Annotated in this window: 16 protein-coding genes; 9 read left to right on the forward strand and 7 right to left on the reverse strand. The window is 65.2% G+C overall.

Annotated features, from left to right (window positions below):
* From ftrA to O0K41_RS14590, 3 genes are all read left to right on the forward strand, one after another.
* Nucleotides 1-984 (forward strand): transcriptional regulator FtrA (gene ftrA, locus O0K41_RS14580; protein WP_308304522.1); only part of this gene is annotated, 984 nt, incomplete at its 5' end.
* 95 nt (nt 985-1,079) lie between these two features.
* Entirely contained in the window at nt 1,080-1,514 is a 435-nt protein-coding gene (locus O0K41_RS14585; RefSeq protein ID WP_012479978.1) for a BLUF domain-containing protein, read from the forward strand.
* 23 nt (nt 1,515-1,537) lie between these two features.
* Nucleotides 1,538-2,089: a chemotaxis protein CheW gene (locus O0K41_RS14590; protein ID WP_224481844.1), complete on the forward strand. Its 552-nt coding sequence runs from the start codon at nt 1,538-1,540 to the stop codon at nt 2,087-2,089.
* A gap of 11 nt (nt 2,090-2,100) precedes the next feature.
* On the opposite strand, the gene O0K41_RS14595 is transcribed toward O0K41_RS14590, so the two are convergent.
* The 4 genes from O0K41_RS14595 to O0K41_RS14610 form a co-directional block, all read right to left on the reverse strand.
* Complete coding sequence (locus O0K41_RS14595) at nt 2,101-2,601, reverse strand: hypothetical protein (protein ID WP_164222257.1); 501 nt, start codon at nt 2,599-2,601, stop codon at nt 2,101-2,103.
* 92 nt (nt 2,602-2,693) lie between these two features.
* A complete protein-coding gene (locus tag O0K41_RS14600; RefSeq protein WP_088430623.1) occupies nt 2,694-3,281 on the reverse strand; it encodes a TetR/AcrR family transcriptional regulator in 588 nt (195 codons plus the stop codon).
* 86 nt (nt 3,282-3,367) lie between these two features.
* Nucleotides 3,368-5,137 carry an oleate hydratase gene (locus O0K41_RS14605; protein ID WP_164222255.1) on the reverse strand — a complete coding sequence of 590 codons (1,770 nt, stop codon included), beginning with the start codon at nt 5,135-5,137 and terminating at the stop codon, nt 3,368-3,370.
* A gap of 94 nt (nt 5,138-5,231) precedes the next feature.
* Nucleotides 5,232-5,756, reverse strand: coding sequence for a GNAT family N-acetyltransferase (locus tag O0K41_RS14610; protein WP_123958500.1), 525 nt, complete (start codon nt 5,754-5,756; stop codon nt 5,232-5,234).
* 164 nt (nt 5,757-5,920) lie between these two features.
* Between O0K41_RS14610 and O0K41_RS14615 the strand changes: the two genes are divergently transcribed.
* From O0K41_RS14615 to O0K41_RS14625, 3 genes are read left to right on the forward strand one after another with little or no spacing between them, the layout of a single operon-like run.
* Nucleotides 5,921-6,376: an SRPBCC domain-containing protein gene (locus O0K41_RS14615; protein ID WP_088435957.1), complete on the forward strand. Its 456-nt coding sequence runs from the start codon at nt 5,921-5,923 to the stop codon at nt 6,374-6,376.
* A 10-nt stretch (nt 6,377-6,386) separates the two neighbouring features.
* On the forward strand, nt 6,387-6,719 hold the full coding sequence (locus O0K41_RS14620; RefSeq protein ID WP_005409330.1) for a metalloregulator ArsR/SmtB family transcription factor: 333 nt from the start codon (nt 6,387-6,389) through the stop codon (nt 6,717-6,719).
* Between the two features lie 2 nt (nt 6,720-6,721).
* Nucleotides 6,722-7,180, forward strand: a complete 459-nt coding sequence (locus O0K41_RS14625) for an SRPBCC family protein (RefSeq protein WP_049449668.1) — start codon at nt 6,722-6,724, stop codon at nt 7,178-7,180.
* A 30-nt stretch (nt 7,181-7,210) separates the two neighbouring features.
* Here O0K41_RS14625 and O0K41_RS14630 read toward each other — a convergent pair whose 3' ends face one another.
* Nucleotides 7,211-7,795, reverse strand: coding sequence for a hypothetical protein (locus O0K41_RS14630; RefSeq protein WP_239503567.1), 585 nt, complete (start codon nt 7,793-7,795; stop codon nt 7,211-7,213).
* Nucleotides 7,796-7,948: 153 nt separating this feature from the next.
* A complete protein-coding gene (locus O0K41_RS14635) occupies nt 7,949-9,199 on the reverse strand; it encodes an alpha/beta hydrolase (protein ID WP_239503566.1) in 1,251 nt (416 codons plus the stop codon).
* A gap of 181 nt (nt 9,200-9,380) precedes the next feature.
* Here O0K41_RS14635 and O0K41_RS14640 point away from each other — a divergent pair, with 181 nt between their 5' ends.
* Together O0K41_RS14640 and O0K41_RS14645 are read left to right on the forward strand one after the other, a co-directional pair.
* Nucleotides 9,381-9,758, forward strand: a complete 378-nt coding sequence (locus O0K41_RS14640; RefSeq protein WP_088435959.1) for a DUF4180 domain-containing protein — start codon at nt 9,381-9,383, stop codon at nt 9,756-9,758.
* Between the two features lie 97 nt (nt 9,759-9,855).
* Nucleotides 9,856-10,620, forward strand: a complete 765-nt coding sequence (locus tag O0K41_RS14645; protein ID WP_088435960.1) for a hypothetical protein — start codon at nt 9,856-9,858, stop codon at nt 10,618-10,620.
* On the opposite strand, the gene O0K41_RS14650 is transcribed toward O0K41_RS14645, so the two are convergent.
* A complete protein-coding gene (locus tag O0K41_RS14650) occupies nt 10,617-11,399 on the reverse strand; it encodes a 3-hydroxybutyrate dehydrogenase (RefSeq protein WP_088435961.1) in 783 nt (260 codons plus the stop codon). The genes O0K41_RS14645 and O0K41_RS14650 overlap by 4 nt on opposite strands.
* A gap of 220 nt (nt 11,400-11,619) precedes the next feature.
* Between O0K41_RS14650 and O0K41_RS14655 the strand changes: the two genes are divergently transcribed.
* Nucleotides 11,620-11,967, forward strand: coding sequence for a hypothetical protein (locus O0K41_RS14655; RefSeq protein ID WP_239522877.1), 348 nt, complete (start codon nt 11,620-11,622; stop codon nt 11,965-11,967).
* The last annotated feature ends 82 nt before the right edge of the window (nt 11,968-12,049 follow it).

Raw genomic sequence — 12,049 nt, forward strand, 5'->3', positions numbered from 1 at the left:
CATCCCAGCGCACCGCTCGTCGCCATCGTTGCCTGCCACGGCCAAGGGCTGTTCGAGTTCGGCTGTGCGGTTGGCCTGTTCGCGCCGGTGCGGCCGGAACTCGGCGTGGCCTGGTATCGCACCCAGCTGTGCGCGGGTGAACCTGGTGCGCTGCGCATGCTTGGCGGAACGCAGGTGCAGCTTCCCTACGACCTCAGCACAGTTGATGACGCCGACATCATCGTCATTCCCGGTTGGCGCGAGCCCAGCGAGCGCCCGCCTCAGGCGCTGCTTGATGCACTCATCCGTGCCCACGGCCGTGGCGCGCGCATCGCTTCGATCTGCTCCGGTGCCTTCGTGCTGGCGTGGGCCGGGCTGCTCGATGGCCGCCAGGCCACCACCCACTGGCGCCTCACCGAAGCGCTGGCGCGCGAGTTCCCGCGCATCGATGTGCGCGAAGATGCACTGTATGTAGACACCGGCAGCATCATCACCTCGGCCGGCTCGGCGACCGGCATGGACATGATGTTGCACATGGTGCGCAAGGATTACGGCGCGCGCGTGGCCAACCTGGTGGCCGAGCGACTGGTACTGGCGCCATGGCGCGATGCCGAACGCAGCCAGCGCGTCAGCCGCGCCATTCCGCATGGCGAGCCCACGCGGCTGGCAAAGCTGATGGAGTGGATGCGCCGCAACCTGCGCGAGCCGCACTCGCTGGGCAGCCTCGCCGAGCAGGCCGCACTCAGCCAACGCACCCTGCAGCGGCAGTTCCTGGAGGCCACCGGCCTGTCGCCCATCGACTGGCTGATCCGCGAGCGCGTCGCCTACGCCCGCGAGCTGCTGGAAACCACCGATCGGCCGCTGCAGTGGATTGCCGAGCAGGCTGGCTTTGGTTCGCAGGAATCGTTCCGTCGGCACTTCCGGGGCCAGGTCGATGCGAGCCCTACCGAGTACCGCAGCCAGCATCGCGGCGGTGTTGGCGCGGATCGGTTGGTGGGCTGCTGATCCAGCTCAGCGCTCTCCAGCGCCACGTGAGAAAAGGCTCACGGCGGACGGTGGAGACCCACGTATAGTGATGGGCGTCACACGAAGCCCCTTCCATGCTCCACGCATTTGCTTACTCCAGCCACATGTCGGCTGGGCTTTCCGATGAAACCCTCCGCCAGATCGTCTCGGGCTCTGCCGCGTTCAATCGCCGGGTGGACGTTACCGGAGCGCTGCTCGTCGACGGGCAGCGGTTTTTCCAGTACATCGAAGGCCCGCCCGACGGCCTGGAGGCGGTCAGGCGCCGCATCCAGGACAGTCGTTCGCACGCCGCCGTCACCCCGGTACTGGACATGGCAATCGGCGCACGCGCCGTACCCTACTGGGCGATGACCCGCATCGAGACCGGGCAGATCGTCGTGTCCGGGCTGGTCAATGCGCGATGGGACGAATTTGGCCATTCCGTTCCAGGCATGGATCAGCTCGTTGGCCTGCTGCGTCCGCATTTCCCACGCATCGGCACCGTCGAGCCGCCACGCGCCCCCGCCTGATACAGACTGAACCGACGCCTTGCGTGCGCCTGCCGACGCGGCCGTGCGCTACGTTCGGGCGTCATCATCAGGATCCTCCTTCCCGCTGTCTTCGCCACGCCCATCGCATGCCAGTACCCGCCCCACCTGCAATGGAAAAACGCGCATCGCCCGCCGACCTGTTCGAGATCGTGATCGTGCGTGCAGGCACCGCCCTGTTCGCGATTGACATCCAGGCTGCCGTCGAAATTCGCGGCCTGGAGGCATTCGGCCCTGCAGACCGCAACGGCAGGCCGACCCTGGAAGTCCGTGGGCAGCCATTACCCGTGGTCGACCTGCGCCGCATGAGCGGCCAAGCGGCATTCGACGGTGGCAGCCCGGCCATGCTGTTGATCAATGCCGGTACCGCAACGCTGGCGCTGGCCGTGGATGAGGTGCTGGAGATTGAGACACCGGACGCGAGCGCACGCGTCCCCGAGCGTGCCGCAGGCCGATCGTTCGGCTTCTGCAGCCGGCACATTCAACTTGACCCGGCGCGCTCGGCTGCACTGATCGAACCGGTGGCACTGCTGGGCGCACTTGCCGCGCCGGAGTGACCGGCGGCGTCTCAGGATCGTCCTGCCAAGGCACGGTTTCGCAGCCTCCAGCACTGCGCGGCCACGCCGATCACGAACACCACCAGGCAGACCAGCAGCGTGTACAGCACCACCGGGGCCATCGGCGCGGCAGCAATCGGATGCGCTGCCGGCACGCGGGTCAGCGTTTCGTTGACGCCGGGCACCAACGACAGCAGGAAGCTGAAAGACAGCGCAAACGTCGATGCATAAGGTGCTGCGCGCCCCAGCCAGCGCAGCCGCGCGGCCAGCACGCCGCCGAATGCCACCAGCAGCACGATCACCCCGAATGCGTGGCCGGGGTTGATCCCGCCCGTGCTGGACACGGTGAACGAGGTGGCCACCGACAGCACCAGCCCCACCAGGTACAGCTTGCCCGCGCGCGTGGCGGGATCGATTGCGCGATGGCGAATGAAGGCATACAGGCCACTCAACACCGGGATCAGGCTGACAGCGGTATGGATCACGCCAAGCGTGGACAGAGGGTGGGACATGGGACATCTCCAGGGATAGAATGAACCTACTAGTAGGTAGGCATTGGACTCAAAAAGAAGGCCCGCGTCGCCGCAGGCCCACCACACATCTCTCAGGACGCCGCGCTCACCCGCGCGATCGCCAACCGTGCCAGTGCCGCGAAGGTCGCCGCGTCACCAAAACCGCGCGCGGCCAGCATCGCGCCGTGCACCGAGGACATGAACGCCCTGGCCTCGTCCGCAGGGGAACCCTGCAGGCGCAACTGGCCCAGCGCCGCGCCCTTCTCCAGCGTCACCGTCAGCCACCCGCTCAGATCCTCGAAATGCCCGCGCACTTCATCGGCAATCTCCGCAGGGATCATCGGCGCCTCCGCTGCCAGCATCGCGCAGATGCAGAACGACGACGTCCCCCCTGCAATGCAGCTGGACCAGTACTCCACATAGGCGTTGAGCTCCTGCAGCGGGTCGTCCAGCTGCCGGTCCAGCAGCGCCAGGCCTTCGCGCGCCTCGGCCCGGTACAGTTCAACCACCGTGCGCACCAGGTCGGCCTTGCTGGGGAAGTGGTGATGGATGCTGGCCTTGCTGATGTTCACCCGCGCGGACACGTCGGCGTAGCTGAAACCGTTGTAGCCACCGGCCTCCAGCAGCGAACGGGCATGGGTCAGGATCTCCTGAGCCTTGGGCGAGAGCGACTCTTTCATGTCGCCAACCTACTAGTAGGTTGAAACGCTGTCAACTACCCGCTGCCGGGCTCGCCGGGCATGGCCCGGCGCTACCCACGCCCCGCTCAGTCCTCTTGCACCAGCTTGAACTCGCGCAGCAGACCACCGATCTGGGTCTTGTCCAGCTTGTTCATCAGCAGGTTGCGCAGGAACGCTGGCCCGGGAATGTCCAGTTCCTTGCCATCACGCAGGCGCCCGGTCGCGGCCAGCAGCGAGCGCACGTCATACGTGGAATTGAACACCTCCGGCACGCCACGCTCGATCCCCAGCAAGGTGTACACCGCCTCCATCGGCGTGCGCACCGAGTACTCGGTGGTGAAGATGCAGTCGCGCTGCTTCGATTCGGCGAACTGGCCGATGAAAGCGAAGTTCACCGCACCTTCCGGCACCACGTCCGGGCGGTCACCTGCCTGGCGTGGCATGAAGAACGCCGTGATGTACGGCATCATCACCGGCACTGTCTTCGCGCCGGTCGCGGCCAGCTCATCGATCTCTTCCACCGGCACGCCCAGGTGATACAGCCATTCGCGCGTGATCTCCTCGCCGGTGCAGTCCTGCATCGGCTTCTTCACGTAGTCGCCGGGCGTATCCACGAACAACGAATACACCCAGACCACGATCTGGTCCTTGGGCTGGTTCTTGAAATGTGGCTGGCGATTCACCGTCCAGCTCATCAGCCAGCGCGAGTCGCGCACGCTGACGATGCCGCCGGTCACCACTTTGCCGCTGAAGGGATCGCGCTTGGCGATCTTCTGGATGTAGGCCGGAATGCGCGCATCCAGCGTGGTCACCGTTGCCGATTCCCACTTGGTTTCTGGAATGTGCGCGCCGAACACATCCGGACGCCCGAACGCGTCATCCTTCGCGGCAATGCGGCGCCACAGGTCCCAGGCAGGCGCCGGGCCTTCGTTCAGGCGCGCCGCCGTGTGGTGGTCGCCGTTGTCGGAGTTCTCGGTCAACGAACCGATCGTCATGAAAACAAGATCATCCGCGCTCAGATCCACGCCACCGGCTACACCGTCATGCATCCAATGGATGCGCGTGGCCTGCTTGCGGTCCGGCTGCAGATCAAAGTCGACGTCGGTCACCTCGGTACCGTACTGGAACACCACGCCCTGGTCCTGCAACCACTTCACGAGCGGCAGCACCAGCGATTCGTACTGGTTGTACTTCGTGAACTTCAGCGCCGAGAAATCCGGCAGGCCGCCGATATGGTGGATGAAGCGATGCAGGTACAGCTTCATCTCCAGCGCCGAATGCCACTCTTCGAACGCGAACATGGTTCGCCAGTACAGCCAGAAGTTGCTGTCCAGGAAATCACGGCCCAGTACTTCGTTGATGCGCTTGTTCTCCATCTCCTGACGGGTGGCCAGGAACAGCGCGATGATGTCCCTCTGTGCCTGCTCGGTCAGCGTGAACAGGCCATCGGTGTGTGCATCCTCGCCGCGATTGATGGTGGCGCGCTGCAGCGAATAGTTCGGGTCGTCCTTGTTCAACCAGTAGAACTCGTCCAGCACGCTGGCATCTTCGATCTCCAGCGACGGTATCGAGCGGAACAGGTCCCACAGGCACTCGAAATGATCTTCCATCTCGCGGCCACCACGGATCACGAAACCCTTTTCCGGCACCTTCAGGCCATCCAGCGCACCGCCGGGAATCTGCTGCTGTTCAAGAATGGTGATGCGTTCACCGGCCATGCGCCCATCGCGCACCAGGAACGCGGCGCCGGCCAGCGAGGCCAGCCCCGACCCCACAAACCAGGCGCGCTTGCCATCGACACCGGCTGGCTTGCGCGGGCGCGCGAAGGCTTCGTAGTTGCCACTGCTGTAGTACATGCGCTGCTCCTTCCAGGAGGGGGTGACCCCACTCTAGCGCCGAACCGATGTACCGATTCCTGCATGCATGCTGCGACCGAATGACGCAGCGGCGTCAGAGCTGGCGGCCCAGCAGCATGCCTGGCCAGCCGTCCACGTTGAACGGCGCAATTCGCGTGTAGCCGCAGGACTCGTAGAAGCGCACCAGATCACCGCTGCCTCCGCCATAGCAGTCCACGCGCAGATGGTCGAGGCCGGCAGCGCGCGCCTGCTCATCGGCAAACGCCATCAGGCGACGGCCAATGCCGCGCACGCGCGCATCACGCGAGGCCACCAATACCCGCACGTACAGCTCCGGCCCATCGGGCGCCGGCACATAGGGCATCGACTCGCCCAGCGCCAGGAACGCACGCACCTCACCCTGCTCGTTCTGGGCTACCCATGCGCCAGGCAGCGCGCACGCATCGGTCACCTGGGTGACCCGGCGCGGCACCGTGGACCACGGCTCGCTGCCCCATTGCTGCAGATTGCCAATGGACACGAACCATTCAATCACCTCATCGAACAGCGCCAGCACCGCAGGGGCATCTGCCGCACTGGCGCGGCGGATGGTCAAGGTGTCCTTTCCTGTTTCAGTCATGCACGTACTCCTGTCAACGCGTCAATCAGCTGTCACGAGGATGCCGGCCAGCGGCCGGCACTACCAGGGTCGGAAGTCCCTGGGCCGGATTTGACATGCAGGCATTTACCTGCATATAGTTCGTCCCAAGGGCGGCACCTGCCTGCCCATGCGAGGAACCTGCAATGGTGGATATCGCACACAGGGTCGGCATCAAGGCCCCTGCAAGCCAGGTGTACCAGGCCCTGGCCACCCCCGAAGGCGTCGCCGCCTGGTGGGCCGAAGACACCCGGGGCGACCGCGAGACCGGCGGCACGGTCAAGGTCCGTTTCACCAACAACGGCCAGGAAATCGGCGCCATGGAAATGCAGCTGGAACAGCTCATTCCAGGCGAGTTGGTGCTCTGGAAGTTCCTCGCCGGCCCCGCCGAATGGATCGGCACCCACGCGCGCTTCGCACTGAAGCAGGAAGGCGACTACTGCATCGTGCTGTTCACCCACGAAGGCTGGAAGGAACGTGTCGAGTTCACCTCCCACTGCAGCACCAAGTGGGCGGTGTTCCTGATGAGCCTGAAGGCACTGCTGGAAACTGGCAAGGGCCAGCCCAACCCACACGACGTCAGGATCGACAACTGGAATTGAAGACATCCCCATGGCGGTAGACAACGTGCGCGACGCAGACAAGGTGTTCAAGGCGCTGGCCGATCCCACGCGCCGCACGCTGCTGGATCTGCTCTGCGAGGACAACGGCCAGACCCTGGGCCAGCTGTGCGAGCACCTGGACATGGCCCGGCAATCGGTCACCCAGCACCTGGGCCTGCTGGAAGACGCCAACCTCATCAGCACGGTGCGTCGGGGCCGCGAGAAGCTGCACTTCATCAACCCGGTGCCGCTGCATGAAGTCTACGAGCGCTGGGTACGCAAGTTCGAGCAGCAGCGCCTGAGCCTGCTGCATGACCTGAAACGCGAACTGGAAGGAGAATGACGATGTCTGCAGAGTCAACCCGCTTCATCCACGTGATCTACATCGCGTCCACGCCACAGAAGGTGTTCGAGGCCATCACCCGCCCCGAGATCGCCCGCCGCTACTGGGGCCACGAGAACGTCTCGGACTGGAAACCCGGCTCGCTCTGGCAGCACGTGCGCGCCAACGAAACGCGCTCGGTCGAGCTGGTCGGCGAGGTGGTGGAAAGCACCCCGCCCTCGCGGCTGGTCATCACCTGGGCCGCCGCCTCGCAGGCCGACAACCCGGATGCCTACAGCCGCGTCACCTTCGACATCGTGCCCTATCAGGACATGGTGCGGCTGACGGTTACCCATGAGGAGCTGGAACCGGGCAGCGGCATGGATACCGGCATCCGCCAGGGCTGGCCGATCGTGCTGTCGAGCCTGAAGTCGCTGCTGGAAACCGGCAAGGGGTTGGATGTGTTCGCGAAGCCGAGTTGACGCGGTGCTGGCGCGTGGCCACCCACGCGCCTACAGCGCCACGCTGCCAATCAAGCGGCACAGGAACGCCGTCGCGGCAAACGCGGCCGCAAACGAAAACAGCCAGTGGCTCTCCGCTGAAAGCAGCCGCTTGCCCACCACGTCCAGCAACCCGGCATCGCGGAGCCGGAACTGGCGGCGAAGCAGCAGCATGCACACCCCCATCAGCGTGAGCAGCGGCAGCCACGCGAATACCAGCATGGTCAAACTGCCCGCAGACGCGCGGCCCGCACTGTAACGGCCGATGAAGGCACTGAAAGCCGCCTGGTTGTCGTGCGGCAGGAAGACGAGCAGCAACGTCGCAATACCCAGCACGTACAGCACCGCATGCCGCAGCCGCCAGGACCATGGCCACTTGATGGCCGATACCGGCGCTGTATCCTCCGCTCCGAACCGGAAGGCCAACCGATCGCGCCCCTGCGCGCTACTTCGGAAGCCGCGCAGGAAGCCATAGTGCAGCGCCGGCAGCAGTACCAACGACAGCAGCAGCACGAAGGCGGCATTCAACGCCATCGCAGCGCCATCCTCGTTGTCGCCCAGCAGCATTGCCAAGCCGAACCAACCGGCGAAGAACACACCCAACCCGGTCACCAACAGCACGCCGGCAACCAGCCAGCGGCGCCAAGGGGCCACCGCCATCCATGTGTGCAATGAAGCAAGCGGCTCGGGCCTATCTTCCATTCCCTTCCTTCATTCACCGTGGCGCTCTGCAGGCGTACACCCTACCCGCTATTCGCTCTCTCTGCGCGCGCGCCCATAGCCCCCGTGCACATCCTGCTTGATCCAATCGGCCAGCAGGCGAAGATAGCCGTCGGTGATCCGCGTCGACACCCGGTTGCCCTCGGCATCGGTGCGGAACTCGACCATGCCGTGGTCGGTATCCGGGAACAGGTAGGTGTCGATCGGTTGCCCCGACGCGCGCAGGCGCGACAGGATCGAACGCGTGGCGGCAATCGGCGCGGCGCGGTCCTGCTCGGCCAGCACCCACAGCAACGGCACCTTCAGGCGGCGCAGCGCAGCCTCGGCGTCGTAGTCCCAGATCAGCTCCAGGTTGTCGAAACGCGCTCGGCCGATCCGGCGCAGGTCGGCGTCACTCATGCGCAGCATGTCGCCGCTGTACTCGCCGTTGATCGTCTTTGCCCACGGCGCGGCACCGATCTGGCTACGCACCCTGGCCAGCGCTTCGAACCCTTCAGTGAAATGCGTGCGCATCAACTGCGCGGTTGCGTCTGAAAGCTGCCCGACCTGCGCCAACGCCGCCGCATCCAGCTGCATGCGTCGCGCCTCGTCGAACAACTGCTCGCGGTCCTCCTCGATGGGCGACACCACCAGCCCGAAACCGATCGCCACAAAATCCGCCTGCGAGCGGGTCGCCGCCAGCGGCGCGATCCAGCCGCCCTGGCTGCCACCAAAGTAGCCGGCGCGGCCGAACCGGCCTCTCGCCAGTTCGCGCGCCTTGGCAAGCGCCGCCGCCGCGTCGTCGGCCAGCAGCTCGAAGTTCTGTGTGTACTCGCCTTCCGAATCGCCGGAGCCACGCTTCTGGTAAGCGAACACCGAAATACCCTGCGCCACCAGCATGCGCTGGTAGATCGCCGCCACCGCCATTGTGCGTTCCGAGCCGTGCACCAGCACCACCAACGGCCGTTTGGGGTCGGCCGGACCGGCTGGTTCGATCAGCTGCCCGACCAGTTTTGTTCCGGCACTGCTGAAGGTCGTCTCGGTATCGCGGGTCGGCAGTCGCTGCCAGCGCTGCGTCGCTCCCGCAGGCGACCTGAAGCTGACCACATCGTCGCTGCAGCTCACCGGCGCGTTGGCATCACCGGTGGCGCCACGTCGCCCGTCCAGCATCAGATAGCGCTGGCCTGTGGCCGGCGCCGCAGCGGGTGCGCCCAGCACGACGATGTTGCCTTGCCCGTCACCGTAGGCACTGACCGTGCACAGCTCGGCGGCTGCAACCGGCAGGCCAGAACACACCAGCACCGCGCTCAACAACGAACGACTCCTCCACCCTGCCATGCCCTTCCCCGGTATCGTGAACCCGCCTCGTGCGGGCGCCCGGCGCAGCCTAGCGCGTTCGCTTGCCAGATTCATGCTGCATCTGCTTACTGTCGGCCTCTCCCATGGCCATACTGGGCGGACGATACGAACTTCAGAGCGCACGATGCACACACATGTCGAACAGATCGGCAGCACCCGCGTCCTGCGCAGCGCCGATACAGGCCCGCTGCTGGATGGCAACGCCTTGCGCGACCTGGTCGGCGATGCCCTTGGGCACCAGGCCGAGTGGATCGCCGTTCCGGTGCAGCGCCTTTCGGCAGACTTCTTCGAGCTGCGCTCCGGCATGGCCGGGCAATGGCTGCAGATGCTGGTGAACTACCGCCTGCACTTCGCCGTCCTGGGCGATGTCAGCGGCTACCGCGCACGGAGCGAATCGCTGGACGCGTGGATCACCGAATGCAACCGCGGCCGCGACGGCTGCTTCGTGGCCGACTGGGGCGCCCTGCTGGCGCGCCTTTCGGCCCACGCCAGCGCCGGCTGAACGCCGCCCCCACGCTCACCCTCGCCAAACCTGGTTCCGACTGCACTCCGACGCCGCCCGCCACAGCATCACCCGCGGGCTCCCCAGGCGACGTTCGATGCGCGCTTCAGACGCAGATTCCCTGCACAGCAAAGTGGCGGCGGTCACCCTCGGTTTCTGGGTGATGAAGATCGCCGCCACCACCCTCGGCGAGACTGCGGGCGATCTGCTGTCGATGACGCTCAACCTGGGCTACGTGGCCAGCTCGGCCATCCTGCTGGCGATCTTCGCCGGCCTGCTGGGCCTGCAACTGTCGGCGCGGCGCTTCCATCCGGTGCTGTTCTGGTCGGTGGTGCTGGCGACCAGCACCGCCGGCACCACCCTGTCCGACCTGATCGACCGCACGCTCGGCCTGGGCTACGCCACCGGCGCCAGTCTGCTGGCCGGCTGCCTGGCGCTGGTGCTGCTGGCTTGGCGGGTATCGGAAAAGTCGATCTCGGTCAGCAACATCGCATCGCGCCGCGCCGAAGGCTTCTACTGGACCGCCGTGCTGTTCTCCAACACGCTCGGCACCGCGCTGGGCGACTTCCTCGCCGACGATTCCGAGCTGGGCTTCACCGGCGGCGCACTGCTGATCGGCAGCCTCATCGCGCTCACTGCGCTGGCCAGCCGCATCAAGGGCATCAACCGGGTCATCCTGTTCTGGATCGCCTTCGTGCTCACCCGCCCGTTCGGCGCCACCTTCGGCGACCTGCTCACCAAGCCACTGGAAAAGGGTGGCTTGGGCTTCGGCACCGTAGGTTCGTCGCTGGTGCTGTTCACCCTCCTCGCCACGCTGGTGGCACTGCCGATGCTGCAGCGCAAGGCGCAGCCAGCCAGCTAGCGCGCCGTCCAGCCCCCATCCACCGGCAGCGCCGTTCCGGTGATCTGCGCCGCAGCGTCCGAGGCCAGGAACACCACCGTCTCACCCAGCTGATCGGGCGTCACGAACTGCAACGACGGCTGCTTCTCAGCCAGCAGCTCACGCGCGGCGGTCTCCTGATCCGTGCCTTCGCGCTCGGCCAACGCGGTGATCTGCTGCTCGACCAGCGCCGTCCGCACCCAGCCCGGGCAGATCGCATTGGCGGTAATGCCCGTACCCGCATTCTCCAGCGCGGTCACCTTGGTGAAGCCCACCACGCCATGCTTGGCCGCCACGTAGGCCGACTTGTTCACCGAGCCCACCAACCCGTGCACCGACGCAATGTTGATGATGCGGCCGGCGCCCTGCTGCTTCATGTGGGGCAAGGCCGCCGCCGTCGCATGGAACACCGCCGAGAGATTCAGCGCCAGAATCGCATCCCACTTTTCGACCGGGAATTCCTCGATCGACGCGGTGTGCTGGATGCCCGCGTTGTTTACCAGGATGTCGATGCGCCCCATCGTCGCGACGGCGCGATCGATCATCCCGCGCACCGCCTCGCCATGGGAAAGGTCGGCGCCGTCATGCGCCACGCGCACGCCGAACTCGGCTTCCAGTTTGGAACGGATGCGTTCGATTTCCGCCGCATCGCCGAAGCCGTTCAGCACGATATCGGCACCTTGCCGCGCCAGGGCTGTGGCAATGCCAAGGCCTATGCCACTGGTGGAGCCGGTGACCACCGCGACCTTTCCACTGAACATGGGTGAGCTTCCATCGGGGGTAGGCAGCCAGTGTAGCTTCGTGGATCCAGACCACGCGTGTACGCGTTTCCATCAACGCCCCTCGTCCCTCCAAAAAATCCCGCTCCTCGATCAATGCAGCAGGCAACCCACCCAATCGGTGTCGCAAATGACATTGGACCCGCCGAGGCATGTGCGGATACTCTCGAATCCGCATGGATTGCCCGGAAAGGTGAAAGTAGTGGCCCATTCTTCCCCACCCGTTCCAGCCAAACTCCGGGAAATTCTCAAAGACTACCCGGGCCATATCGAACAACTGCAGAAGGTTCTCAATTCGGTAATGGACAGAAGAATCCGGTCCATCCCACCCTTTGAGGCCGCAGTCTGGCTACTAGAGGACCACCTTAGTGGCTTTATCTCCGAGGCGCGAGCTGAACTGGCAACCGCAGATGCGTCAGGCAACCCCGAAGCTATCGCCCAGGCTCAAGGGAAGGTGGAGCTCATGTTCTTCGCTGGGTCCGGCGGGATAGGCTTGCTCAGGCTCGACGAACTCAGAAAGCACTTCGATCTTCATGCAGGAGGCATCTAACGACTCCTTTCGATACTCGGCAGCTACAGATGGCATTGAACTCACCATTGCAAGTACAGATACTCATGAAAACGTGCAAGAC

The organism is Stenotrophomonas sp. Sm2128, assembly GCF_030985535.1.
Classification (GTDB): Bacteria; Pseudomonadota; Gammaproteobacteria; order Xanthomonadales; family Xanthomonadaceae; genus Stenotrophomonas; species Stenotrophomonas maltophilia.